The sequence below is a fragment of the Nitrosopumilus zosterae genome, from assembly GCF_025998175.1.
GTDB classification, from domain to species: domain Archaea; phylum Thermoproteota; class Nitrososphaeria; order Nitrososphaerales; family Nitrosopumilaceae; genus Nitrosopumilus; species Nitrosopumilus zosterae.
The window spans coordinates 713906-737730 of record NZ_AP026695.1 but is presented as its reverse complement, the minus strand read 5'-3'; the positions used below and the strand labels follow the sequence as shown (position 1 = coordinate 737730).

At 35.5% G+C, this 23825-nt stretch carries 31 protein-coding genes; 13 read left to right on the top strand and 18 right to left on the bottom strand.

Annotated features, from left to right (window positions below; all coding sequences use genetic code 11):
• Positions 1 to 2 precede the first annotated feature (2 nt).
• The 6 genes from OO712_RS04370 to OO712_RS04345 are packed head-to-tail and all read right to left on the bottom strand — an operon-like array spanning position 3 to position 4933.
• Positions 3 to 1235 carry an ABC transporter permease gene (locus tag OO712_RS04370; protein WP_109877222.1) on the bottom strand — a complete coding sequence of 411 codons (1233 nt, stop codon included), beginning with the start codon at positions 1233 to 1235 and terminating at the stop codon, positions 3 to 5.
• Positions 1232 to 3106 (bottom strand): COG1361 S-layer family protein, encoded by a 1875-nt coding sequence (locus OO712_RS04365; RefSeq protein ID WP_146196001.1) that lies wholly within the window; start codon positions 3104 to 3106, stop codon positions 1232 to 1234. The genes OO712_RS04370 and OO712_RS04365 overlap by 4 nt, the downstream gene beginning before the upstream one ends.
• Positions 3093 to 3809, bottom strand: coding sequence for an ABC transporter ATP-binding protein (locus OO712_RS04360; RefSeq protein ID WP_109877224.1), 717 nt, complete (start codon positions 3807 to 3809; stop codon positions 3093 to 3095). Before OO712_RS04360 ends, OO712_RS04365 begins: the two co-directional genes overlap by 14 nt.
• A 3-nt stretch (positions 3810 to 3812) precedes the next feature.
• Positions 3813 to 4202 carry a hypothetical protein gene (locus tag OO712_RS04355; RefSeq protein ID WP_109877225.1) on the bottom strand — a complete coding sequence of 130 codons (390 nt, stop codon included), beginning with the start codon at positions 4200 to 4202 and terminating at the stop codon, positions 3813 to 3815.
• An 18-nt stretch (positions 4203 to 4220) separates the two neighbouring features.
• The gene (locus OO712_RS04350; RefSeq protein ID WP_109877226.1) at positions 4221 to 4685 is read right to left on the bottom strand and encodes a hypothetical protein; all 465 of its coding nucleotides are present in this window, start codon (positions 4683 to 4685) and stop codon (positions 4221 to 4223) included.
• A 2-nt stretch (positions 4686 to 4687) separates the two neighbouring features.
• Positions 4688 to 4933 carry a hypothetical protein gene (locus tag OO712_RS04345; protein ID WP_200829089.1) on the bottom strand — a complete coding sequence of 82 codons (246 nt, stop codon included), beginning with the start codon at positions 4931 to 4933 and terminating at the stop codon, positions 4688 to 4690.
• Between the two features lie 376 nt (positions 4934 to 5309).
• On the opposite strand from OO712_RS04345, the gene OO712_RS04340 reads away from it, so the two are divergent.
• Together OO712_RS04340 and OO712_RS04335 are read left to right on the top strand one after the other, a co-directional pair.
• Positions 5310 to 6017, top strand: coding sequence for a hypothetical protein (locus OO712_RS04340; RefSeq protein WP_146196002.1), 708 nt, complete (start codon positions 5310 to 5312; stop codon positions 6015 to 6017).
• Between the two features lie 279 nt (positions 6018 to 6296).
• Positions 6297 to 7118: a tetratricopeptide repeat protein gene (locus tag OO712_RS04335; protein WP_109877229.1), complete on the top strand. Its 822-nt coding sequence runs from the start codon at positions 6297 to 6299 to the stop codon at positions 7116 to 7118.
• 25 nt (positions 7119 to 7143) lie between these two features.
• On the opposite strand, the gene OO712_RS04330 is transcribed toward OO712_RS04335, so the two are convergent.
• Positions 7144 to 7854, bottom strand: a complete 711-nt coding sequence (locus OO712_RS04330) for a hypothetical protein (RefSeq protein ID WP_225866912.1) — start codon at positions 7852 to 7854, stop codon at positions 7144 to 7146.
• 75 nt (positions 7855 to 7929) lie between these two features.
• Between OO712_RS04330 and OO712_RS04325 the strand changes: the two genes are divergently transcribed.
• Genes OO712_RS04325 through OO712_RS04310 form a run of 4 tightly spaced genes read left to right on the top strand, consistent with a single transcriptional unit; the run spans position 7930 to position 9865 of the window.
• Positions 7930 to 8313, top strand: a complete 384-nt coding sequence (locus OO712_RS04325) for an SHOCT domain-containing protein (protein WP_109877231.1) — start codon at positions 7930 to 7932, stop codon at positions 8311 to 8313.
• A 1-nt stretch (position 8314) separates the two neighbouring features.
• Complete coding sequence (locus tag OO712_RS04320; RefSeq protein ID WP_109877232.1) at positions 8315 to 8770, top strand: cupin domain-containing protein; 456 nt, start codon at positions 8315 to 8317, stop codon at positions 8768 to 8770.
• A gap of 3 nt (positions 8771 to 8773) precedes the next feature.
• On the top strand, positions 8774 to 9136 hold the full coding sequence (locus OO712_RS04315; protein WP_109877233.1) for a cupin domain-containing protein: 363 nt from the start codon (positions 8774 to 8776) through the stop codon (positions 9134 to 9136).
• A gap of 51 nt (positions 9137 to 9187) precedes the next feature.
• Entirely contained in the window at positions 9188 to 9865 is a 678-nt protein-coding gene (locus OO712_RS04310) for a J domain-containing protein (protein WP_200829090.1), read from the top strand.
• Here OO712_RS04310 and OO712_RS04305 read toward each other — a convergent pair.
• The 6 genes from OO712_RS04305 to OO712_RS04280 all read right to left on the bottom strand — a co-directional run bounded on the left by OO712_RS04305 (position 9862) and on the right by OO712_RS04280 (position 14090).
• Positions 9862 to 10269 (bottom strand): HIT family protein, encoded by a 408-nt coding sequence (locus OO712_RS04305; protein WP_109877235.1) that lies wholly within the window; start codon positions 10267 to 10269, stop codon positions 9862 to 9864. The genes OO712_RS04310 and OO712_RS04305 overlap by 4 nt on opposite strands.
• A gap of 37 nt (positions 10270 to 10306) precedes the next feature.
• Positions 10307 to 10585 carry a hypothetical protein gene (locus OO712_RS04300; RefSeq protein WP_109877236.1) on the bottom strand — a complete coding sequence of 93 codons (279 nt, stop codon included), beginning with the start codon at positions 10583 to 10585 and terminating at the stop codon, positions 10307 to 10309.
• A gap of 1 nt (position 10586) precedes the next feature.
• The gene (locus OO712_RS04295) at positions 10587 to 10754 is read right to left on the bottom strand and encodes a hypothetical protein (RefSeq protein ID WP_200829091.1); all 168 of its coding nucleotides are present in this window, start codon (positions 10752 to 10754) and stop codon (positions 10587 to 10589) included.
• A 130-nt stretch (positions 10755 to 10884) separates the two neighbouring features.
• Complete coding sequence (locus OO712_RS04290) at positions 10885 to 11814, bottom strand: cation diffusion facilitator family transporter (RefSeq protein ID WP_109877237.1); 930 nt, start codon at positions 11812 to 11814, stop codon at positions 10885 to 10887.
• A 2-nt stretch (positions 11815 to 11816) separates the two neighbouring features.
• Positions 11817 to 12680: a hypothetical protein gene (locus OO712_RS04285; protein ID WP_109877238.1), complete on the bottom strand. Its 864-nt coding sequence runs from the start codon at positions 12678 to 12680 to the stop codon at positions 11817 to 11819.
• Positions 12681 to 12965: 285 nt separating this feature from the next.
• The gene (locus tag OO712_RS04280) at positions 12966 to 14090 is read right to left on the bottom strand and encodes a two-component system sensor histidine kinase NtrB (RefSeq protein ID WP_109877239.1); all 1125 of its coding nucleotides are present in this window, start codon (positions 14088 to 14090) and stop codon (positions 12966 to 12968) included.
• A gap of 210 nt (positions 14091 to 14300) precedes the next feature.
• Between OO712_RS04280 and OO712_RS04275 the strand changes: the two genes are divergently transcribed.
• Entirely contained in the window at positions 14301 to 15446 is a 1146-nt protein-coding gene (locus OO712_RS04275; RefSeq protein WP_109877349.1) for a 3-hydroxyacyl-CoA dehydrogenase, read from the top strand.
• 158 nt (positions 15447 to 15604) lie between these two features.
• Here OO712_RS04275 and OO712_RS04270 read toward each other — a convergent pair whose 3' ends face one another.
• On the bottom strand, positions 15605 to 16570 hold the full coding sequence (locus tag OO712_RS04270) for an AlbA family DNA-binding domain-containing protein (protein WP_109877240.1): 966 nt from the start codon (positions 16568 to 16570) through the stop codon (positions 15605 to 15607).
• A 1338-nt stretch (positions 16571 to 17908) separates the two neighbouring features.
• Here OO712_RS04270 and OO712_RS04265 point away from each other — a divergent pair.
• Positions 17909 to 18778, top strand: a complete 870-nt coding sequence (locus OO712_RS04265; RefSeq protein WP_109877350.1) for an arginase family protein — start codon at positions 17909 to 17911, stop codon at positions 18776 to 18778.
• A 38-nt stretch (positions 18779 to 18816) separates the two neighbouring features.
• On the opposite strand, the gene OO712_RS04260 is transcribed toward OO712_RS04265, so the two are convergent.
• Complete coding sequence (locus tag OO712_RS04260; RefSeq protein WP_109877242.1) at positions 18817 to 19326, bottom strand: TIGR00725 family protein; 510 nt, start codon at positions 19324 to 19326, stop codon at positions 18817 to 18819.
• 75 nt (positions 19327 to 19401) lie between these two features.
• Here OO712_RS04260 and OO712_RS04255 point away from each other — a divergent pair, with 75 nt between their 5' ends.
• The 3 genes from OO712_RS04255 (at position 19402) to OO712_RS04245 (ending at position 20199) form a co-directional block, all read left to right on the top strand.
• Positions 19402 to 19524, top strand: coding sequence for a hypothetical protein (locus OO712_RS04255; protein WP_257719708.1), 123 nt, complete (start codon positions 19402 to 19404; stop codon positions 19522 to 19524).
• Positions 19525 to 19588: 64 nt separating this feature from the next.
• The gene (locus tag OO712_RS04250) at positions 19589 to 19999 is read left to right on the top strand and encodes a hypothetical protein (protein ID WP_109877243.1); all 411 of its coding nucleotides are present in this window, start codon (positions 19589 to 19591) and stop codon (positions 19997 to 19999) included.
• 2 nt (positions 20000 to 20001) lie between these two features.
• A complete protein-coding gene (locus OO712_RS04245) occupies positions 20002 to 20199 on the top strand; it encodes a C2H2-type zinc finger protein (RefSeq protein ID WP_109877244.1) in 198 nt (65 codons plus the stop codon).
• A 1-nt stretch (position 20200) separates the two neighbouring features.
• On the opposite strand, the gene OO712_RS04240 is transcribed toward OO712_RS04245, so the two are convergent.
• The 3 genes from OO712_RS04240 to tuf are packed head-to-tail and all read right to left on the bottom strand — an operon-like array spanning position 20201 to position 22055.
• Positions 20201 to 20407, bottom strand: coding sequence for a TFIIB-type zinc ribbon-containing protein (locus OO712_RS04240; RefSeq protein WP_109877245.1), 207 nt, complete (start codon positions 20405 to 20407; stop codon positions 20201 to 20203).
• Between the two features lie 29 nt (positions 20408 to 20436).
• On the bottom strand, positions 20437 to 20745 hold the full coding sequence (gene rpsJ, locus OO712_RS04235) for a 30S ribosomal protein S10 (protein WP_008299200.1): 309 nt from the start codon (positions 20743 to 20745) through the stop codon (positions 20437 to 20439).
• An 11-nt stretch (positions 20746 to 20756) separates the two neighbouring features.
• Positions 20757 to 22055, bottom strand: a complete 1299-nt coding sequence (gene tuf, locus OO712_RS04230) for a translation elongation factor EF-1 subunit alpha (protein WP_109877246.1) — start codon at positions 22053 to 22055, stop codon at positions 20757 to 20759.
• A 131-nt stretch (positions 22056 to 22186) separates the two neighbouring features.
• Between tuf and fbp the strand changes: the two genes are divergently transcribed.
• The gene (gene fbp / locus OO712_RS04225; protein WP_109877247.1) at positions 22187 to 23323 is read left to right on the top strand and encodes a fructose-1,6-bisphosphate aldolase/phosphatase; all 1137 of its coding nucleotides are present in this window, start codon (positions 22187 to 22189) and stop codon (positions 23321 to 23323) included.
• Positions 23324 to 23387: 64 nt separating this feature from the next.
• Positions 23388 to 23798, top strand: a complete 411-nt coding sequence (locus OO712_RS04220; RefSeq protein WP_109877248.1) for a membrane-associated sensor domain-containing protein — start codon at positions 23388 to 23390, stop codon at positions 23796 to 23798.
• Positions 23799 to 23825 lie beyond the last annotated feature (27 nt).

The following is a 23825-nucleotide window of genomic DNA, read 5'->3' as shown; positions in this document are numbered from 1 at the left end:
ATTTACTCTCTACGTAATGCAACAAGGGGCGATAATGTGGAAGCTTTCCATGCAGGAAGTATTCCTGCAGATATGCTAAGTATTACAGATAACAGCCATACGTATAGTGTATCTACAAAATGAAAAATAGGTACAATGTTTGAAGTATTTCCAAAACCAGGAGGAGATAGAATAGAACTTAGAGCATGTCCAGACATCATACCTACCAAGATTCCAGCTGTTCCACCTAACAGACCAATAAGTAATGCCTCCATTAAAAAAAGCAAAAGTATGGATCTATTCTGAGCGCCTATAGCTTTCATCGTACCAATCTCTTTAATTCTTTCAGTAACTGATGTGTACAATGTAGTGATAATACCTACGGCACCAACAACCAAAGCAATTACGCCGATGCTTTGAATAAATGCATTATTACCTTCAGTAAACTGTTGTCTAAATTGCAATCGGGATTGAAGGCTAGAGATTCCTATAGACGTGCCAAAGAGTTCTTTCAGATCCTCTTCGGTTTGTGAAATTAATTCAGATGATTGTAAAGAAACTAAGAGGCTATCAAATTTGCCTGATTTTTTTAAAAATGTATTTCCAACATTTTCGTTAATTATTACAGAACGATCCAAAGTACGATCACCTGATTCTTTTAAAATTCCAGACACCACAAATGTTCTAGAGTCTTCTTGCTGCTCGCCTTCCGTATCAACATATCTAAAAGTGAGTTTCAGTGATTGACCCAATGTAACTATTGGAAATGATGCCCCATCAGGATACGCTACACTTTGTCCAACAAGTATTGCCGAAGGGTCATTTCGCTTTATTACAGAACCCGCTTCCATTTCAAGACCAGGTACGCTAACATAAACATCATCAGGATTCATTGCCAAGACAGAGGTACGCAACACTCTTGCTTGTGAATTAAGATCAACTGTACCGGAATATCTCGGGATCACATCAACTACAGAAGACAGGGAATTTATTTTATTTACAACTGCAGAATTAAATACAATTGAGGGAGTTGTATCCACACTTCGAAAAGAGCGTTGTCCAGGTGTCACTGTTAATACATTGTCCGCAAGTTGATTTAGTTGATCCTCAATGAATTGAGTTTGTCCGGCACTGAGTCCATTAAGAACAATCATCAAACTGCTTCCTACAACAACCATCAATACGGTCAATAATGTTCGGATCTTACGTTCGTTTAATGCAGAAAAAGACAGTAACAGAATTTCTTTAGGATTCAATTCTTTGAGCTCTTTGAGTTATCCAAGAGGAAATCCAGATCATCAGCACTGGAATCTATTTCGCTTTTCTTTTTTCTGATTTTAATTACTATTACTATAACAACAATTACTGCTGCTGCAATTCCCAATAAAACTTCAGTAGACATCAGTGTGGAACTTTCACCGCGTTCATTTGATGATTGCTGTTTGATTTGAGAAACATTAACTATGTCATCAAAAACAATTTCATGAAAATTTCTAAGATCATCAGCATAAGTCACCTTAACTGAGAAAGGGTGTTTGCCTTGTGAAAGCGAAGATACTGGCAATGGAATACTAAATGGAATTGATGAATCATCTGTTAAATCTCCCATATACTGTGGAGAAATATCTGAAACATCTGGGATATCCGCAAGGGACAGCAGTTCTATGTTGGCAAATTTGCCAGTAGTGCTTCCCTGATTGAGCACATTTCCAACAAGATGCAACTTACCACCAATACTGCTAACCTGTACATCATATAGTGTCAATTCTATGCTCCCAGAAACAAACACTCCTACATTTGCAGCATCCAAGCTAGACTCTCCATCAGAGATGTAATCCAGATTCATGTTAAAGGAACTAGGAGTATTGATCAGGTTAGTTGACGCAAAGACATCAGTGGTAAACTCAAAAGTTTCACCCACAGGAAGAGAACTTATCATCCACTTTGACTTTCCCATAATTTTCATTTCTGTAGTTTCCCCAGATAGAGTAAGCAGCAGATCCGTAATCTCATCGTCACCATTGTTGGTAACTTGGAACATAATGTTTTCAACAATTCCTGCAGTCACTACTGGTTCATCATGTTGTGTATCAACTGATACGATGATTGGCGATTCGGATGGTTTTGGCGAAACTACAAGTCCGGTAGTTAACAATTCAGTCTGCTTGTATCCATAGGCATTGCCATATGTTATTTGGATACTTATGTTCTGAACTGATGAGCCTGATGTGGCTTCTGGAAATATTGTTGTTGAGATTCTCGTAGAACCATTTGCAGGAATAGTTCCAATGTTGAACGTATTAGCTCCAAGATTGACCAATTCCGTTTCAGATGATTGCAAGGTAACAGTAGAGCTTGAACTGTCCCTTGATGAGCGATTGCTATCATCTCCAATACTCAATATTGTCAAAATTGCACCAGTTGCAGGAGAACTTCCCGTGTTGGAAATTATAAAATCAATAGGATTTGGCACCTTTGGGGTCAGTGGTTTATTATCAGTACCTAGATCCAAAACAACTTTTCCAGGTAAAATAAATGGCACATTTAGCAAGGCAGATTTACAGCTTCTCACATGATCTGGAGTAGAATAATCCAGGATTGCAGAACTAAGATACGAGCCAACTTTGGCATCATCTGTAATATCCACATCAAAGTACAGGGTAAACACTTCTCCTTCAACTAGTTTAGCAAAATAACTCGCTTGTGATACGTCTCCAATACTTTTGCTGAAAGTGGATGCAAAGTAGGATTTTGCCTGAGGATCTGCACTAGTGCCACCTGGCTTGAATCCGTCTGGTAGACGCAAATATCCTGTAACAGCATACAGTTCAAGTGGTGAACGATTTACAAATACAGCGGCAAGAGTTGATGGTCCCTCCCCAGGCCCTACTTCTAATTCATTGGGATTAAGTGAATTCGTACTAGAACTACTTCTGTCAGTCCAATAAGCATCAAGGAAAACAGGTCCGTTGTAATCTGCATCAACCCGGGTAGTAGTAGATGAAGAACAATCGCTTCTAAAAGTTTGAGCATTTGCAAAGGTTGGCGAAACAGAAATCACCAGTATTGCAAACAAGGAAACAGACAACAACTTTAGAAATATATTTTTTGATTTAGTTGCAGACATCTTTTTCAATTTCTCCATCTTTCATGTATATTGATCGATCTGTCCTTTTTGCCAAATCGACATTATGTGTAATCATCACAACTGTTCTGGAATATTTTTTTGTCAGCTCTGTTAAAAGCTGGAAAATGTCTTCACCAGTAGCAGTATCCAGATTTCCAGTTGGCTCATCTGCAAGAATAATTGCAGGGTTGTTTATCAAGGCTCTACCTATTGCAACTCTTTGTTGTTCCCCACCACTGAGATTATTTGGTTTATGGTTTGCTTTTTTTAAAATACCGAGTTTTTTTAGAATGCTTTGGGCACGTTTAGTTCTAGTTGCATTATCCATTCCAGAAATAATTCCAGGCATTTCAATATTTTTTTGAACAGTCGATCTGTTAATCAAATTAAACGATTGAAATACAAATCCAATTTTGGTATTTCGAATCTTTGCTAGTTTATTGTCAGGTAGCTTGAATATATCAATCCCATCCATCAACACAGTACCTCTAGATGGCTTATCCAAAGCCCCAATCATATTCAGCAAAGTGGATTTTCCGCTACCTGAAGGACCAACAATGGATACAAACTGATTTTTTGGAATGGAGAAACTGACATTTTTTAGAGCTACAACTTTTCCTGCAGCAGTTTGGTAAACTTTGGAAACATTTTGAACATCAAGTATGCCATGCACTTGTTTAACGGTCTGGGACATAGAACTCATATTTTAATTCGCATTTCCTTCTTTTTTAGAAAATGATTTTCTGTCCAACACAAGAATTGCAATTACAATGCCAACAAAAGCAATCTGAAATGCTTCAACTAGAATTCCATTATCACTAATTCTTCCCCCACGTCCAGTAATGAAGTTATCAGGAATTCTAGTAATCACCCATATTGCAATAAACATCAATGTTCCACCAAGACCTATCCCATACCAGACAGTCCCCCACTTTCTAATCATTGGGACAGCCCAAAAGATCTGCGTAGCGCCTCCCACAACAAACAATACCTGACTATTGAGATTGTTTGAAGGAATTCCCAAAACAACATGAATTATTCCTGCAATGGCAGTAGTAACGGCCGCTGCAAAAAATAAAATATTGAGTTTATTCATTTTAAATTTACAACCAATTTATTTTTCATCATCAGAGTCATCTTCGAATTTCTTATCAATCTCTTTTTGTTTTTCCTTGAATTGTTGGTATCGCTTGTCCCATTTTGAGATAACAAACCATTGTCTTATTCCTATTCCCAACCAAACAACTGAGATTACGAATATCACAAGCTGAGGAGGGCGAAGCAATGGATTTAGTTTTGTTTTCTTGGAGAATTTCTCCTTCATTAGATTGTATTCGTCTTCGGTTATTTCATCATTATCAAGTTTTGATTGCAGACGGGTGTCAAAATCTTCTCTGAATTTATCTTGATATGGAGAATCATAGACACTGGTAATTGCAATTATGGAGAGTGGTGGAATTATTAAGGTGGTAATTATCATAATTAAAAACATCTTTTTTGTTCTGCTAAGTTGAAACATTATTCCATCCAATATTTCAAAAATATTTTCACGGTCTTTATTGGAATTATCTTTAGACATTTTTATTCATCTCCGTTATCTCTTGGGAACAGGTCCTCATATCTCTGCAAAACTTCTTCAAGTAACGTCTTTCCTTTTTCAGAAATTTTGTATTTGTAGATGGTTTTGTTCCCCCACGGCTCTTCTTTTCTTTCAATCATCTGTTTGTTTACCATGCTATCCAAAATTTCCTTGTGTTTTACATTGTTTAATCCACATATACTCATCAATCTACTTTGATTCATTTCACCATATTCGTAAAGTTTCAAGAGAATATCCTTCCTAATGTAAATTCGATCTCTATATTCACGTGCCAGATAAAGTCGCCTCTAAAAATGGATTCCATAACACATCATCATTTATTCCGTAATCTTTTGTTTCGCGGTTTTGTCCTAAGTCGGGTAGTGCAACATGGACAAGAAATGTCTTCGGTATAGAAATAACAATCACATAAACCACACCTCTTCTGTCCTGAGTTATAACGTAAATTATTTGGCATCGAAAATGCCTTTTTGTGCTCACAAATACCCTTGCAAATCTGTACCAACAAAACCAACGACGAAGCAAGTAAGATAAAGATCAGGTAACATTGTTACGTATCACTTGATAACAACGCCTTTTATGCAAAATTATATGAAATCATCCATGAATAGTAAAACAAAGTACATGATTCCTGCGTTTGCAGCAGTCTTTGCCCTGATGTTCACTGTGGCATTACCAAGTGTAATGGCAGAAGGGGGAGATTATGCAAAATGGAGTGGGGAAAAAGACCACAAAAAAGGACATCATGGAAATAAGGCTATCCAAGTTGAAGGATTTACAGGATCAATTGCAATTCCTGCAGAAATGACAAAAGAGACTCACTCTGAGCTAAAAAATCAAGTAACAGTTTCTCTAGGTCAAGCAGTATCCGTTGCTGAAAGTAATGGTGTTACGGATGCAATGAAGGCAAGCATTGGAATTGCAAAAGATGGTGAAGGTAACAAATATCTTGTATGGACCATTACCAGTATGAACAAAGATGAGTCTGAAACAATGACCAAAAATATCTTTGTTGTAGATGCAGGTGACAGTACAAACTTCACCACAGTCACCAAAACATTTGATCATTCAAAAATGAAAGAAATGAAAGGTGAGAAAACTGTAAAGAAGTTTGAGAAATTCCAACAGAAATTCTCTGAACCAACTGGAGATGCAGATGTTGATGCTGCAAGGGCACAATTTCTAGATTTGATGCAACAACTTAGAGATGCATACAATAACGGAGATTCTGATGCAGTGAAAACTATCCATGACCAACTCAAAGAACTCAAGCAGAAAGTGTTTCTTAACATGAAAAGTTCTCATCTGTAGAGTCTTTTTTTATTTCTCTTAATTTAGATCCAATCAGCATAGAAACTGAATCAATCACACATTATCAGTAAACCTTAATTCGCATCTAAACCCAACAGAATAGGTTGGTCTGTTTCAGATGTGATGGGAAAGGTCAATACAGGAATGAATTTGGCATCATGGAGAAGTGCGAATCCTGTCAAAAAAAGGACATGACATTTGAGAAAATTGATGCGGAGTCAGATTCAAGCGAAGAAGGTTATTGAAAAAAGTAATTAGCAGTATCATTTTGTAAAAATCATGGGATTGTTTGGCGGAAAAGAGAATTCAGAGGATCTGATGTACAATGCAATGTCCCTAATTGAGAAAAACCAACCAAAGGGAGCCATCTCGTTGTTTAACAAAGTGATAAAGCAAGAACCAGAAAACACCTCAGCAATATTTAACAAAGGACTGGCACTGAACCAGATAAAAAAATATAGTGATGCAATCACGTGTTTTGACAAATTACTAGAGATCAATCCAAAAGACGCTCAAGCATACAACAACAAGGGAATAGCAATGGCCGAGATGGACAACATTCAAGATGCAGCAGAATGTTACGACAAAGCAATAGAAGCAGACCCAAAGCATGCTGCATCTTATTTCAACAAAGGGGTGCTACTCGACAAACTAAAGGAACATGAGGAGGCATTGCAAGTGTTAGACAAAGCAATCACAATTGAGCCAAGAAAACCAAATGCATTATTCTACAAGGGAATCATTCTAGGGAAAATAAAAAGACATGAAGAGGCACTAAATTGTTTTGACAAAGTTTACAAAAACAATCCTAGTCACATGGATGCATTTTTCCACAAAGGGATAGAGCTAGCAGAGTTAGGCAAACATGAAAATGCAATTGAAATATTTGACAAAATTTTATCAAAACACAAAGACAACGTCAACATCATTTATGCAAAATCAAGAAGCAAAGCTGAACTTGGGATGGATCCTGAAGCATTAAAACTATTAAAACAGGCAATTGCAAAGAATCCAAAAATTATTCGCTCATGGGCAAAAGAGGAAAAAGCTTTTGAGAAATTTCACACCAATGACGAGTTTAGAAAAATTGTGAAACTGTAATTCATCAAGTAAATCTAGAGTTCTATTATAGAATTTTTTTTCTTACTGCGTCAATTCGAATAATCTCAACTTTCTTTTTAAGATCAGATAGTCTTGCCTCAAAAATTGGAATGTACACCTCTGTAATATCATGCAAGACGAATTCATCTTTCAGATCACGGACATCTTCCTCCATTGGTTTTTTTAGATGAAACTGTAGTTTGTCTATCACAGAATCATAAGAGAATTCAGGCTTTCGTATTACAGACGAGCCGCCTTCCAGAATTTTTTTAGGATAATTCTCTATAGTTTTTGAATCAATTTTAAATGGTAATTCTATTTCAAGTCCATGATGATCAAATGTCAACTCATCTTCTTCTTCAACAAAAACATGTTCCTCTAAACTCAAGTCAACTTTGTTTTTTCCTTTTTTTCCAACAAATGCCTTTTCCAGGCCAGATTTTGAGCGAACTGGAAAGATGGCATCTCCTAAAACCACGCCATGTACATTTGAGTCAACATCGATTGAATGGATGGCTTTTCTAAAATAATTTGCAGTATACTTGCCTGATACTATCAAGGAAGACTCGTAGCACAACTTTAGAGAATCGATATGAATGTCCTCTTTTTTTGGTCTGGACAATAATGATTTGAAAGGGTCTGTTTTCTTTTGCTCCACTAGTTTCAGCGCATCCTCCTCTTCAAGGTTTTTTCTTATCACAACAGTCTTTACATCATAGTCGTTTGTCAAAATCACTCTTTCTAACAAATCCAGGCTATTAAACCAATTCGACTAAGAAAGAAATAATAGATTTGAAATTATTAAAAACTCATGGGAACCTCAAAGAAATCAAAAACATCAAAAAAAGGCGGATATATCGATAAATTTCTCAGAAGAGCAGACAAGGCAATCCAAGAAGGAATCAAAAAGGCGGACGATGTTTTAGATGAAGCAGTAGAATTAGGAGAAATAACTGCAAAACAAGCTTCTAAAGCAAGCAAAGAATTCAGCGAGAAAGCACGAAAAGAAAGCGAGATTTTACAAAAGAAGAGTATTGAAAGAATAAACGAAGGGATTTTGTCTGCAAAAAAAATGACATCAAGTTCAGAAGAAGATTTGAGATTGCTTGAAAAACTTGGAAAATTAAGAAAATCAGGAGTCCTTACTGAAAAAGAGTTCCAAGAAAAGAAAAAGAAGATTTTGAGTAGAATTTAAAATGAAAAAAACGAATATTTTTGGAACAGGGGACCAAAGAAAGGTAAATCCAGATTGGTTTACAGGTAAAACATGGATGAAAGTAATATCTGAGAAAATCAAATCAAAGGATCAAGACATTTATCATGTTCATTTTGAAAAAGGTTCCAGAACCAAACTCCATCAGCATGATGGAAATCAAGTATTAATTGCAGTTAAAGGGAATGGAAGTCTCGAGATTTTTAAAAAATACGGCACGTCTAAAACCAATTTCAAGATTAAACGAACAGAGAAGATATCACTTAATGAAGGAGATGTAGTGCACATACCTGCAAATGTACTCCATACTCATGGCTCAGTTGACAAGAAAAAGACATTCTCCCACATTGCAATAAACATATTGCCTAAAAAAAATGCACCATACAAAACAACATGGTATGAATCAGATTTCAAATCCAAAGTTTCAGAAATAATATAGACAATGTCATTACGAAAAAATTCCGAGATTCAACCTATTGACGGAAATGAGGGAACCAAAATCAAGCAGTATTTTCATCCACATAACACGCTAAGTGGAATTAATTACAGTGTGGCACAGTTCACATTAAAGCCTGGAAAAAGTTCCAAACTCCACAAACTTGCATCATCTGAAATTTATTACATTTTAGACGGGAATGCAAGACTGAATGTGGACGAGGAGGCATATGAGCTTGAAAAAGATGATTCAGCGTATGTTGCGCCAAATTCCAAGCAATGCATCAAAAACACGGGATCAGAGAATTTGAGATTTTTGTGCATTGTTGAACCTGCATGGAAAGCAGAAAATGAGGAAATACTGGAATAAAAGCCAACATCATTGCAATTATTTTTATCATATGACAAATCTCTATCTTCAGTGAACACATATCAGGCAATCAAGGTATTGAATGTGAATCAGGATTCATCACAAGACGAGATCAAGGCAGCATACAGAAAGCTGGCACTAGAATGGCATCCTGACAAAAATAAAAATGCAGTAAGTGACACGGAATTTAAAAAAATTACAGAGGCCTATAATTTTTTGAAGAAAAATCACAATCATCAAAACAGTTCATCACAGAAAAAACATGCTGAAAAACCAAACACCAAAACACGATACAAGAAAAAGCCACAATGGGGAGCACCAGATGACGGAGGCATTCCAGAACAGGATTGGAGTAAATACACTCGTGAGTTCGAAGAAGGAGATCCTGATTTTTGGAAAGAGTATGAGCGAAAATTTTGGGAGGAATATAATGCACGGGTTCGTCCGGACGGGAGAAACGGGGAATATGAAAAAGCACAAGAACCCAAAAAACAGCCAAATCTTTTCGTAGATGTAGACAAAAGTCGATGTATTGGATGTTGTAGTTGTGAAATGATAGCTCCAGACGTGTTTGAAATCAATAAAGAAAGCAGGTCAAATCCAAAATCCTCAGTGATTAATCAAAAGGGTGCCGGAGTAAACAAAATTATGAATGCTGCTGAGACATGCCCAACAAAAGCAATCATCGTTGAAAATATAGATTCAAATGAAAGATTGTACCCGTATTAGACTTTTAATTTTTCATATATCTCATCTATTTCAGAGTCAGATAGTTTCAGTGAATGACTAAACATGGAATGAATTGCTCCTGCAGAATCATCTTTGCTTCTTGGAACTAGATGTACATGAACATGTGGTACTTCCTGTCCTGCATCTTTACCGTTATGTATAGCAAGTAAAGTGGAACCGGTAATAGAGTCAACCTTTGAAATCATAGAATGTACAAGAGAAAACAAATCAGAGTTTTCTTTTTCGCTCATATCCTGAATTTTTTGATGATGATTTTTTGGAATTACAAGTACATGGCCCTTTGCAAGTGGAAATGCGTCTAAAAACGATATCGAATAACTTGTTTCTTTAATGATTTTTGCAGGGATATCACCAGAGATGATTTTACAGAAAATACAGTCCATGTGTTTTTAGTATATTTTCAAAATATTAAATCATCGATTACGGGGCAACTATCGTAGCCCAAGCAAGACCGTTACCAAACTTGATAGTAGCTTTATCACCAGAGTCAAGGGTGCAATTTTCAATGGTTTTTGGAATGTTATCAGAAGTTTCAACATAGCATACTCCGTTATCATTTGTTAAAATCACCACTTCTTCAAACACATCCTCACGAATTAGATTCCAAAAGGGAAAAACCATAGTGGATAGAACAATTCCTGCGGCAACAAATGCGCCAACAAAAACAAGGCTAGCTTTCCGACCAGAACTTAGTTCCATGCTACCAAGTTCCACCGTCACCCGCATTCGGATCCAATTTCTTTGCAGGTACGTTTCCATGTGCTTTTTTCAGGTGTTTTTTCAATCGTTCAGGATCATACAAATCAGTTCCACAGACATCACATTTTGTCTTGTTTTTATCGTCTTTCTTACGTTTGAACAAACCCATAAAATAATAAAATTTTGAAATACATTAAAAATGATACGAAATATCATTTATAATCTTCTTAGAATCATAGCATAAATTACAAATACTTACCAGATATTGGTCATGTATGAAAGATAGATTTTGTACATAACTATCGTTCAATTTCTACAAAAACATACTCTTTGTTGGAATTTGGTAGGATCTTCATAATTTTGTGTTCAATCACATCAGTTATTATCTCAATTTTATCGGTATCCAGCCCATCAATCAAATTTACTTCAATTCCAACTATGATGACAGTAGGACTAAGATGCATTGTTTTTATGGTGACAACTTTGTTAACTTCAGGTATTGCAGTAACAATATCCACAATCTGTTTTCTTTGTTCTGGAGAGATGGATTCTCCGATTAACAGTCCTCTGTTTTCTTTGGCCAAGAAAAAAGCAAACGACATTAGCAGTATTCCAATAATAATTGAGCTTATAGAATCATATACAGTATTTTCAGTTATGTCTGTAAGAAATATCCCCACAGCTGCAATTCCAATTCCTAACAATGCAGCAGTATCCTCCACCACCACAGTTAGAATTGAAGTATCTTTACTATTTTTAAATTCATTATACAAAGTTGAAGGTAGTATACTTTCACCTCGCTCTTTAATTGGTTTTTTAAATTGAATTAGCGCAATTCTTAATGCATTTGCCTCAAAACCAAATGCAATTGCAAGTACAATGTAATTTATTACAGGATTTTCAAAATGATGTCCCGTTCCCAACAAAGATGAGAATCCCTGTTCAAGTGACAATATGCCAGATATTCCAAAAATCATAGTAGCGACAATAAATGACCAGAAAAATTGGGATTTTCCAAAACCGAATTGATGCAAATCAGTAGCAGGTTTTTTACTTATTTTGATGCCCAATAACAATAAAATTTGATTAACAGTATCTGAAGTAGAGTGATAAGATTCTGCCCACATTGAAGCACTGCCCGTCATTGCAGCTGCAATAAACTTTGTAACTGCAATTCCCAAATTTCCAAAAAGGGCAGCATAAACTGCTCTAGTAGACCCAGATGCCAAGGTTATTTTTCTATAGAATCCTTATTTGAAGTAGTGTTTTCTTTATCAAGTTTTTTCTTTATTTCATTAGATTCTTTTTCCATCTTCTTTTCAATTTCATCTGTTTCTTTTTCTATCTTTTGTTCTAAGTTTTTCTGTTTTTCTTCAATTTTTTCTACATGGACTTTTATCTTCTCGTCAATTTGTTCTTCAATTTGTTCTGCTAATTTCTCTTCAGCAACAGGCAAAATCTTTCGTTTTGTTAAAAATAAAATTCGTAAAATAGACTCAACTAGTATTGCATAAATTACAAAGCCGAGGATTTTACCTAAAAATGGAACAAATCCATATGCCCTATCTAATATATCATTTGGAGTAAAGAAAATGTTACTGGTGAGAAAAATACCCAATAAAGCAAAGGGAATTAATTTAGCAAAATCTTTTGCAAGATCTTCTTTGTAATATGCAGATATTCTTACTGTAACTACCAAAGAGATGACAATCAAAAACACATGTTCTGTAGGTAAGTCAGGTGCCATGAAAAACAAAAAGGTGGAATAAACAACAAACCAGACTAAAATAACTAATGGAAATATGATGACGTATTTGAAAACATATGCTATGATCGAGGTAATCTTTTTCCCATCTGTTTGATATTTTTTTAATCTTAAAGGAATCATTTCACGTCTTGCAAGAAATCTATAGAAATTCCAGATGAAAATTCCATAAATCACCATCCCAATAGAATAGCCAATCAAATCTGTAACTGGCACATCAGTTCCAAATTGACTTGTAATATTTTCAAGATCAGTAAGCGTAGAAATTAGATTATCATCAAATGTTATGCCTCCAAGAGTTAAAAGACCAAAAAGAACAAAGTGAAACACTGAAAGTCATATCATTTCAATCTATTTAATTTGATGTATGCGATGTCAGTTAAACTAGGAAAGTTCACAGACCAAATAGTCAATTTACAAGTATTGGTTTGAACTCATAAAAAATTGAACCATTTATGAGGTTAATTTTGATTCAGCATTTATTGAAATTCTAAAGGAAGGAAATACATTAAAAACGATACAAGACATCCTGTATAATCCTCGAGATTTTATATAACGATCAACTTCATGAAAATACCCTTATTTTGGAGAAAAAGGGCACAGATAAGCAAAATTTTATTCATATAATTTTTCAGATTCTAAAACAAAGTTAGCGTTATTTGTTGTGAGAGATAATTTAGATTTAGGCAATTCTATCTCAAAAACAGTACCTTGTCCTATTTTACTTTCAAATGATACACTCCCGCCATGTTGCTCAATAATGGTTTTACAACTTGACAATCCCAATCCAGTTCCAATTTGTCTAGTTGTGAACAGAGGATCAAAAATTTTAGAGATTAATTCGTCAGGAATTCCAGGCCCAGAATCTTTAATTCGTATTTTTGTATGAGAGTCACTTTCATTCAGAGTTATAGCAAGTGTGCCATTTCCTTCCATTGCTTGAATTGCATTTAATAGTAAATTGGCAAAGACATTTTCCATTTTAGTTTTATCACATTTAATCATGCAGTCATTTTCTGGTAATTGTACTATTACATTCGCAGTATCAATTATTTCTGAAATTACAGATTCAATGATTTTTCCAATTGAACACTCTTCTAGATCCAGAGGTTTTGGATTTACAAAATCAAACACCTGGTTAATCTGATGATCCATTCGGAGTATAGAACGATTAATTGCTTGGAACAAATTCAAATGTTGTTCATTCAAAGATTTATTTTTTGTTTGTAATATTTCAATGGAGTTTTTAATCACACTTAAAGGGTTTTTCAAGTCATGTGCAATTCTGACAGACAATTCTCCCATTATTTCCTGTCTTTTTCTCTTAATGTGTTTGAATTCTTGTTTTAACAATGTGATTTCAGTAATGTCTTGAATTGCAGTGTTGCTTCCAACAAGCACTCCATTATCATAAAGATTATTTGCGCTAAATAATCCTAGAAATTTTTCGCCATTTCTTTTTCTCAGCCATACTTCTTTATTAGAATAGCATTTTCCAGACTTCCATGTGTTAAACATTTCAGTCATTTCGTCAAGACTTTCTATAGCTGTATGGGCAAAAATATTTTGTCCAATAATCTCATTTTTAGAATATCCTATGGCTTGAGAATATGCCTTATTACAGTTTATAATCTCGCCTTTCAGATTAATGGTTCTAAAAAGTATAAGAGAATTTTCGTATAATTCACGATAAATATCTAAATTATTTGCATCATTAAATGAATTTATTTTTTGAGGCACATGATTTTTTTAAAAAAAGAGCATCTAACAATGTGTGTTATTGAATCAACCAAGCTAAGAACAGCATATTATGTTAACAGATAATCTAAAATTTGAAACTATGAGGCATAAACCGTTTTGAGGATCAATTTTGATTCAAAAAATTTTGAGTTACAAAATCGAACAACAATAGTCAAATACATTATAAAGGATCTCAATTTTTTAGAATCAGTGTCAATAAAAAATATCACAGTTTTAGGATCTGGTGTAATGGGTCACGGCATAGCCCAAGTTTCTGCAACAGCAGGATATAATGTAGTTTTACGAGACATCAAACAGGAATTTTTGGACAAAGCCATGGAGAAGATAAGATGGAGCTTGGACAAACTGGTATCAAAAGAAAAAATTTCAAAGGATGAGGGAGATTCAATTTTTGCAAGAATAAAGCCAATTGTGGATTTGGCAGAAGCAGTAAAAGATGCAGAACTAGTAATTGAGGTAGTTCCCGAAATAATGGACTTGAAGAAAACAGTTTATGCAGAACTGGACAAAGTTGCAGCCCCAGAGGTAATCTTTGCATCAAACACAAGTACGTTGCCAATCACCGAAATTGCAAACACAACATCACGCCCAGACAAATTCATAGGAATCCATTTCTTCAACCCACCACAGTTAATGAAGCTGGTAGAAATAATCCCGGGAGAAAAAACATCGCAAAAAATCACGGATTTAACTCAAGAATATGTCAAATCGGTTAACAAAATCGCCGTACTATGTAGAAAAGACGTTCCAGGATTTATCATAAATAGATTGTTCATCCCAATGGTTCATGAAGCATGTTTTGTCAAAGACAGAACAGGTGCAACCCTTGAGGAGATAGATTCTGCTGTTAAATTCAAACTGAGATTTCCAATGGGGATTTTTGAGCTGGCAGATTTTACGGGAATGGACGTAATTCACAAAGCAACAGTCGAGATGCATCTACGAGACAAAAAAGTGATCAATCCACACCATCTAGTTGAAAAAATGTTTGATGAGAAAAAACTCGGACAAAAATCAGGGGAGGGGTTTTACAAGTATTCTGATGACAAATATGAGAGAGTTGCGCTTTCAGAAGAACTTGCACAAAAATGCAATCCCATTCAACTTGTTGCAAATATTATTAACAATGCCGCATGGCTTGTGACTAACGGTGCAAGTGATATTGAAGAGATCGAAAAAGCGGCACAGTTGGGACTGGGTCTGAAAAAACCATTGTTTGAAACTGCAAAAGAGATCGGCATCAAAAACATTGTAGATGAATTAAACAAACTTGCAACAGAGCATGGAGAGTTTTACAAGCCAGATCCATTACTGGTGTCTATGCAGACTGACTAATCTGTGACTGTAAAAAACACTGAAAAATCCATCATGAATAAATTTTTAATTTGTTTTCAAAGTGCTAACGAGTTTATCGACAAAGAGTAAAAATAGAATGCCCCCCAATTCGTACGTGAGTTGTGCTGTTTTTGGTAATGACTAGGTAATGATGTTAGTTATGATTTGTTGGATGTTTGATCATTCAAATTATCATTTGGATTTTCTAATTTATCAAACAAGGGATCATATTCCTCGGTTTCAATAGTAGGAATAAGTTTTACATCCAAATGGTTTTCCAATTCCGAAAGATGTTTCAGTCCCTGAGGGATTAAAATTTGTAATCCCAGAGCAATATGATTCTCCAGTGATTTTTTTAAATCACCATTTAGTATATTTGTTGTACTATGTTTTTTTGAAATGCTTTCCATTTTTTCAACAACTTCAAGAATCCTCATCAGAGATTGTGTCGATTGTACCGGATAAAGAAAAGACTGGTTAAGCATGAAATATTTTACAGTATCGACAGGAATCGTATTAAGAAACATTGTTGTTAAACGAATTTTATCCTCTTCTAGAAGTTTTTTTGATTTTTCGAACAAATAACGCAATAGACCTGCTTCTTGTCTAAGAAGAGTTAGTAATCTCTCATTCTTTTGAGATTCCAATATTGTCTGTTTAACTTCCGTAACATCCATTGGCTCATTTCCATCAGACAATCTCTTCAAAAAAACATGATTCCATTCGTGAGGTTTTCTTGAGGAGGGAGTTACTTTTAAAATTACAATTACACGTTTGTTTGGTAATTTGATATTAGTTTTTCGAAAAATCAAATTTTTTATCGGGATGCTGGGTTGAATATGTTTAATTTTATCTATTATGTTTCGCTTTAATTGATCAGAATCATCTAATCCACAAATTCTGTCATTAAGATGTAATGGTTTTTTTCTGTTATTATCTATACCAAAAATTATTGTGCCACCATTTGTATTTGCAAAAGCACAAACTGATCTTGCAAATCTATCACTATCTTCATTTACGTCTTGCTTAATTTCTAAAATATCATTTTCATCATACCCTTCATTAACCAAATCAACAATCTTTCCATAAGTCCATTGCTCAACATCATCAGGAATTTCGATCATACTTTATGAACATCTACTAAATTGTCTCTTTATAAAAATGACTTAATAAGATAGGCATAGAATCATTTTTTGTTTTAGACTCAACAGATTGAATCTGATCTAACCAAAGTCGCTTTCTATCCGCATTCAAATTCACCAACCTTTCAACTGTCTTGAATTTTCCAATCTGATCAATTGCATCAGAAAGGATGGCAGCCCTTAACCGATTAACCCTCAACACTTTCATGACTTGATACAGATGTCCATTTTTCTCAGTTGTGTAAGATGTTCAATCGGTTTATTCCCTAAATTCCCAATATCACACTTTTTCCAAATTTTGTCCTGTATGAAAATGCTATTTTGTACGAAAATCATATTTTCACGTATTTTTTTAAAAAAATTCATCTCCATTTATCTCCATTTAATTCATGCCTGGCTTTTGAAAAATAAATGGAGATTTTTACATTTATTCCTCAAATTATAGGCAATGTGCCATAATCTAGTAAATTGCTAGGATAGATGCTATAACCATCAGGGCAAGTTACCCAAGATTTTAGGGAAACCGTAAAGACTCCAAACCTAGGAATATCTCTTTTAGCAAAACAAGGATCACACTCATGAATAGAGAATCAGAAAACCAAACTACAAGAAAGTTAAGATCCTAAAAAAAGAAAATGAGAGGACGGTTAATCCTCATCATAGTCAGAGTCGTAATCTACGTCATCATTGTCGTCATCATATTGATAACTCATAGTAGATGTGGGTTGGAATTCTTGAATTTAAACAAGATGAATGATTTGTTCTCAAAGTTTTACTATCACAATCTGTATTACCTGCAACCAACTGCAAACAAGAATTTGTAAATTCAAGATTAATTTGGTTGTCCTAGTTCTGAATAAAGTCAATTATGCTTTACTTCATTTACTTGTTTCCAGATGGCACGTCATGAGTAAAACCTCAAACAAAGCAAAAAAAGAAGCAAAGAAATCTGAAAAAGATAAAACTAAATAATTTATTTCTAGTGTAATCTTTTTTCTTTTTTATTTATGTTCTCAAAATGATTCCTACATGTATAGTGAAATCAGCATGAAATCCAAATGTTCGTTAAAAATTGTTATTGTAATTTCTTATGAATCTAAAAATTGCACAAAGGCGGATCTGCCCCCTAGGCAATTAGTCGAGTTATCGTGAATCCATACATTGGATTCTCAAACGAATGATCATCTGCAATTGACTTTGGGCTAAATGAAATCAACTACTTTATTCCTTAATTACACGAATTAACACTGAGTATTTCGTGATACAGTTGCGTCTAAATCATAACACTTGGCAAGACACCAGGATTTTGGTGAAAAAATAATGGAGACATTATGCTGGTCAAATTGCAATTCTTACAAAGAGTCAGAGTATGTGATTATTGGAATTTCCGACGAATCTCATTCACATTCATTACGAAAAGGGACTTCAGAAGCGCCTGACAGAATAAGGAAAATCTCAAGAACAAGGGACGTATACGTAGAAAACAACAAGGAATCTTTGGCATATACAAATTCTGGAAAAGCTCAATCAAAAATCTTTGACTTGGGAAATATATCTAGAGAAAATATCCCGCTAGTCTATGAAAGAATAACTTATGATGGAAAAGTGCCAATAACTATTGGAGGAGACCACTCTCTTACGGCATCCATCATACAGGGATTGGGAAATAAACGCGGACCTATTTCTCTTGTCTACTTTGATGCACATCCAGATTTTCTTTCATCCACCAGAAATTTTTACGGTTCAGTTGTGTATGACTGTCTTCCGTATATTGATCCCAAGTCAAGTGTGATGATTGGTATCCGTAGTCCTGAATTAGAAGAGATCGAAAACATACAAAAATATGGAATCACGGTATTTTCACCTGCCGATATTCAATACTATGGTTTCAAACAGGTAATCGAGGATATTCTCTCAAAGATAGGAAAAAACATCTACGTGTCTTTTGACATGGATTGTATAGATCCTGCCTTTGCACCAGGTGTTTCAGTTCCCGTACCTATGGGATTAAATCCAATCACTGCATCAATTCTTCTAAAAAGTATCACACAGGATGGGATATTGGGAATGGACATGATGGAAGTTTGTCCTAAATTTGATATTCAAGACAACACATCGCATTTAGCATCACGAATGATTTGCGAGTTATTGTCTTCTGTTAAAGTAAAACCTAAACTTCCTAATTTCTAAATTAGAAACAGATTCCATTCCAAGCAAATTTTGTATGCCTATGCAGCAATTAGCTCCAGAATTTTCTCTACTGCTTCCTTGGGGGTATCAACGCCAACTATCTTGACATTCTCTCTTTGATCAATAAAACCATCAATGAACTTCTCAACTGAACCGCCCAAATTTCTAATTGCAACCATTGGTTTTTTGTACATATATGCAGCAGTAGTTTCAGACAGAGTTCCAGAACCCCCTCCAATAATTATTACGCCATCAGCAGACAGTGCATTTAGGAAATCACGAGCAAGCCCCATTCCAGTTGGAATGACCACATCACAGAATTCATTGGCCATGGCAGGATCATTTTGAGGAATGATGCCAACTGTTAAACCATTGCCATCCTTAGCGCCATGAGCTGCCGCAGTCATCACCCCGCCTAATCCTCCACAAATCAACACAGAGCCGGATTTTGCAACCTCCATTCCCACATCATATGCAATTTTTTCATGTTCCGGAGTGCACCCACTTGTATTGTGTCCTATTACTAAGATCTGCCTTTTCTTGACCACAGCCAGAATAGAAAAAATGGTTTGAAATACCTTTCCGAGAGAAAAAGATATTAGTAAAAAATTCAACATCACTTTATGGAAAGACGTTCAATGCCAGTATGTTTTACAGAAAAACAGTACAAAATGATCGAAGAATTTGCCAAGAGAAACGGCATGCTTAATGCAAGTCAAGCTCTTGAGAAAATCCTTAGCCAATAAACAATTTTTTTGTTATTTTTATTTTGTTTACATTTATAGATTAAGTCATATCAGAAGGATCAAAATGGGATTTTTTAGTAAAAAACCATCATACTGTGCAATTTGCAACAAAGAGTTGTCACACAAACACAAACCGAAAAGAGAGTGGAACATCAAAGGGGTGCTGTGCGGTGATTGTCATTTTGAAAAATCAAAGGAATACTATGAAGGCAAGGTCAGACAACCATGTGTAGAATGCGGAGAGACGCAGAAAATTACAGACTTGTGGGAACCAAGATGGCAATGGGACATGGAGGGTTTGTTATGCAAGAAATGTTTTGACAACAAAGAGGAAAGTCACGGTAAAAAGAAAAACTTTTGCTCATTATGTGGCGGAAAGATGGGTTTAATCAGATACAATCCAAAGGGACATTGGAAGATTGAAGGACAGTTATGCAGAAGATGTTGGGATGAAAAGAAATCAGAGTTGGGATAAACGTGGGATTTTTTAAAAAAACAAAATGTGATTTGTGCGATAAAAAATTCTCAAAAGAAGAAGAGTTAATGAACCACAAACAGATTGTTCACGGCAAAGATTTGCAGTATGATTGTAAAGAGTGTAACAAATTTTTCTCAAACATGGAAGATATGAGAACCCATTTACAAAGAGAGCACAGCTACAAAAAAGACAGATAAATTAAATTGCTTTAACTGTTTTAACTACTGGTGGTCTTACTTTGGTAAATACTCGAAATCCACAGATACATTTGATTTCAGGCAATCTTGATAGTTCAGTGTTTGAAACTATGGTTCCGCATCGCAGACAAGAATAGTTTACATCAAATGTTTCAACAGGAGTTTCCTCAATTTCATCATCATCAAAATTTTCAACCATGTTTATCATCAAAATTTCTATAATTTAAGGCTACCAGATTATGTCAAGGACAATTCAATGTAAACATCGTCAGGGATCTTTAGCCTCATTAGTTGTCGGATAGCTTTATCATCAGCGTTGATATTGATAATTCTTCGATGCATTTTCATCTCCCATTTTTCATAAGTTTCTGTTCCGCTACCGCAAGGAGATTTTCTAGTTGCCACATGCAATCTTTTTACAGGAAGTGGTGTTGGACCTTTTACCTTAACGCCTGTCTTTTTACCAATACCCATGATTTCACCGCAGACGCCATCTAATTTTGGCAGACTGGTTGAAGTGAGTTTAACACGGGCGGTTTGAGTCATAAAAGATCCGCCTATGGTTTGTACTCTTCGGTAATTTCCTTTACAATTCCTGCTGCGATAGTTGCACCCATGTCTCTAAGTGCGAATCTACCCATTTCAGGGAATTCTTGGAATGTTTCAATACAAGTTGGTCTCACCGGTCTGATTTTAACAATTGCAGAGTCACCAACTTTGAGGAATTTTGGATTTTCTTCTTCAACTGCGCCAGATGCTGGGTTGATCTTTTGGAGGAACTCAGTAACTGTTGCTGCTACTTGTGCTGTGTGTGCATGCATTACTGGCGTATAACCAGGAGCAATTGCTGTTGGGTGGTGAATAACGATAATTTGTGCCTTGAATTCTTTTGCAACCATTGGTGGTGCATCAGGAGTTCCAAGTACATCGCCTCTCTTGATATCTTTCTTTTCAATACCTCTAAGGTTGAAACCAATGTTGTCACCTGCTTCTGCAGATGGCATTTCTGTGTGGTGAGTCTCAATAGATTTGATTTCACCTTGAGCACCAGATGGCATGACAATAATTTTTTGTCCTGCTTTCATAATACCGGTTTCAACTCTACCTACTGGGACTGTACCTACACCGGTAATGGTGTAAACGTCCTGTATTGGAACACGTAATGGTTTACCTACTGGCTTTTCAGCAATAGTAAAGTCATCAAATGCTTCAAGCAAAGTTTTACCTTTATACCAAGCCATGTTCTCGGATCTTTTAACGAGATTGTCACCTTTCCATCCAGAAACTGGAATGAATGGTACGTTCTCTAGTTTGTAACCTACAGATCTTACTAATTTTTCACCTTTCTCTTTGGCTGCATTAAAAGCGTCTTCTTTGTATTCTACTGCATCCATTTTGTTGATTGCAACAATTAGTTGGCTTACACCAAGTGTCTTAAGCAAGAATGCGTGTTCTCTTGCTTGTCCACCAGCTGCAATTGCAGTATCAGTTTCGCCTTCTTTTGCTGAAAGTACTAAAATGGCTGCATCTGCTTCAGAAGCACCAGTAATCATGTTTTTAATAAAGTCCCTGTGACCAGGAGCGTCAATCAAAGTAAAGAAGTACTTTGGTGACTCAAATTTTTGGAAAGCTAGATCGATTGTAATACCTCTCTCTCTTTCATCTTTAATGTTATCCATAACCCAAGCATACTTGAAAGTATCACCTTTTCCGGTCTTTTCTGATTCTGCACCGTGAGCTGCAATAGTTCTTTCATCTACAACCCCAAGATCCATCAAAAAATGACCCATAGTAGTTGATTTTCCATTATCAATATGTCCTGTAACAATCAGGTTCAAGTGTGGTTTATCTGCCATATGAAATGCCTAACTGAGGGCATTTATTACTGTTATGAATTTTTGAACAAAAATTTAAAAAAATTCAATTAATTTCAGATCACGAAACTTTGTCAAAAGCACATAAATCAAAGGATTAAAAATAAAAAAATATGAAAATTACAGTTTCCGTTATCAAAGCAGACGTAGGTGGAGTAGGCGGCCACACAAAACCCAGTGATGGACTAATTGAAGCAATTAGAAACACAGTCAAGAATTCAGGGGATTTACTAATTGATCACTATATTGGTTATTGTGGAGATGATACCCACATTGTCATGACACATACTCATGGTGTGGATAATGAAAAAATTCACAAATTAGCATGGGATGCATTCATGGCGGGAACTCAAGTTGCAAAAGAAGAGGGACTGTATGGCGCAGGACAAGATTTGCTTAAAGATTCTTTTTCAGGCAATGTAAAAGGTATGGGTCCTGGAGTTGCAGAGATGGAATTCGAAGAAAGACCAAACGAAGCATTTACTGTGTTTGCGGCAGACAAAACAGAACCTGGTGCATTCAACTATCCAATTTACAGAATGTTTGTAGATGCACTAAGTAACACAGGGTTAATTGTAAACAAGAGTCTTGCAGCAGGAGTAAAGATGCACATTATGGATGTTGAAAAAGCACAGATTGCAGAACTTGAATTATGGCAAGACAAGCCTACAATTGAAGCTGCATTGATGTATCCAGGCAGATATGTTGTAGATTCAGTATACACAAAAGATGGGGAACCAATTTTAGATGCATCAACTGACAGATTACACAACATTGCAGGAACGTATGTTGGAAAAGACGATCCAATTTGTCTAGTAAGAACACAAAAAAATTTTCCAGCAACAGAAGAAGTAGGAAGTGTGTTTAACAATCCACATTATGTTGCAGGAAACACAAGAGGAAGTCACAATATGCCATTAATGCCTGTAAAACTAAATTCAGCTGCAACAATCAACTTTTGCATTCCAATTGTACAGGCACTAGTGTTCAGCATGCACAATGGAAAGTTAACGGGACCATTTGATGGATTCTCTACTCCAGATTGGGATTACATTAGAGAAATTGCAACAAAGAAAGCAATTGCGATTAGAAGCCAAGGATTTATCCACCCAGCGACACTTGTCCCATCAGAACTAGAATATGCTGAAGGATACAGAGCAAGAATGGATGTTCTTGAAGCAAAGATGAAACCAATGGAAGAGGCATCCTCCAGTGGCGAGAAAAAAGAGAACTACGAAGATCCAGATTAGGGATTTCAAATCTTGCAAATCATGGGAAATAGTTAAATCAAAATGAAGTGTATTCTTTGTATCTTTGAATTCTTTTCAGAAGCTCTTTGATTGGAAAACGTATATTTTCACAGCGTTAGCAGTGATATCATTTTCAAATTTTGTGGCGGTGTTATTTGGACAAACCATACCAGGAGTAGTTTTAGCATTTTTCAAAGTAGCAGGAGAGTATGTGATTTTAGGGGCAGTTTTTATTTTTGCCCTTGCATGGTTGCTCAAAGCAAAGCCACACAATCGCCCAAAACAATATTCTGTTGTAGTATTTGATGTGTTTGGAAAGATAAGCCATATTGATGGAATTAGAACAGAATTCAAAACACACGATGTTGCATGGAGTTTTATGAAACAATACAAAGAAGCGTATCCGTTATACAATTTTGCACTAGTTTCTGAACTTCCAAAATCAGACAAGCCGACAATTTTCAGATACATCTAGATTCAAACTTTTATTCAGGATTGGTAG

What these genes read in the sequence shown, in the direction of transcription:
- OO712_RS04300 (WP_109877236.1), bottom strand. Translation starts at nt 10,585, where the DNA reads ATGGAACTAAGTTCTGGTCGGAAAGCTAGCCTTGTTTTTGTTGGCGCA.
- OO712_RS04350 (WP_109877226.1), bottom strand. Translation starts at nt 4,685, where the DNA reads ATGTCTAAAGATAATTCCAATAAAGACCGTGAAAATATTTTTGAAATA.
- OO712_RS04305 (WP_109877235.1), bottom strand. Translation starts at nt 10,269, where the DNA reads ATGGACTGTATTTTCTGTAAAATCATCTCTGGTGATATCCCTGCAAAA.
- OO712_RS04255 (WP_257719708.1), top strand. Translation starts at nt 19,402, where the DNA reads ATGGAAAGACGTTCAATGCCAGTATGTTTTACAGAAAAACAGTACAAA.
- tuf (WP_109877246.1), bottom strand. Translation starts at nt 22,055, where the DNA reads ATGGCAGATAAACCACACTTGAACCTGATTGTTACAGGACATATTGAT.
- OO712_RS04360 (WP_109877224.1), bottom strand. Translation starts at nt 3,809, where the DNA reads ATGAGTTCTATGTCCCAGACCGTTAAACAAGTGCATGGCATACTTGAT.
- OO712_RS04320 (WP_109877232.1), top strand. Translation starts at nt 8,315, where the DNA reads ATGAAAAAAACGAATATTTTTGGAACAGGGGACCAAAGAAAGGTAAAT.
- rpsJ (WP_008299200.1), bottom strand. Translation starts at nt 20,745, where the DNA reads ATGACTCAAACCGCCCGTGTTAAACTCACTTCAACCAGTCTGCCAAAA.
- OO712_RS04355 (WP_109877225.1), bottom strand. Translation starts at nt 4,202, where the DNA reads ATGAATAAACTCAATATTTTATTTTTTGCAGCGGCCGTTACTACTGCC.
- OO712_RS04295 (WP_200829091.1), bottom strand. Translation starts at nt 10,754, where the DNA reads ATGGGTTTGTTCAAACGTAAGAAAGACGATAAAAACAAGACAAAATGT.
- OO712_RS04240 (WP_109877245.1), bottom strand. Translation starts at nt 20,407, where the DNA reads ATGATAAACATGGTTGAAAATTTTGATGATGATGAAATTGAGGAAACT.
- fbp (WP_109877247.1), top strand. Translation starts at nt 22,187, where the DNA reads ATGAAAATTACAGTTTCCGTTATCAAAGCAGACGTAGGTGGAGTAGGC.
- OO712_RS04325 (WP_109877231.1), top strand. Translation starts at nt 7,930, where the DNA reads ATGGGAACCTCAAAGAAATCAAAAACATCAAAAAAAGGCGGATATATC.
- OO712_RS04335 (WP_109877229.1), top strand. Translation starts at nt 6,297, where the DNA reads ATGGGATTGTTTGGCGGAAAAGAGAATTCAGAGGATCTGATGTACAAT.
- OO712_RS04340 (WP_146196002.1), top strand. Translation starts at nt 5,310, where the DNA reads ATGAATAGTAAAACAAAGTACATGATTCCTGCGTTTGCAGCAGTCTTT.
- OO712_RS04270 (WP_109877240.1), bottom strand. Translation starts at nt 16,570, where the DNA reads ATGATCGAAATTCCTGATGATGTTGAGCAATGGACTTATGGAAAGATT.
- OO712_RS04250 (WP_109877243.1), top strand. Translation starts at nt 19,589, where the DNA reads ATGGGATTTTTTAGTAAAAAACCATCATACTGTGCAATTTGCAACAAA.
- OO712_RS04365 (WP_146196001.1), bottom strand. Translation starts at nt 3,106, where the DNA reads ATGTCTGCAACTAAATCAAAAAATATATTTCTAAAGTTGTTGTCTGTT.
- OO712_RS04315 (WP_109877233.1), top strand. Translation starts at nt 8,774, where the DNA reads ATGTCATTACGAAAAAATTCCGAGATTCAACCTATTGACGGAAATGAG.
- OO712_RS04265 (WP_109877350.1), top strand. Translation starts at nt 17,909, where the DNA reads ATGGAGACATTATGCTGGTCAAATTGCAATTCTTACAAAGAGTCAGAG.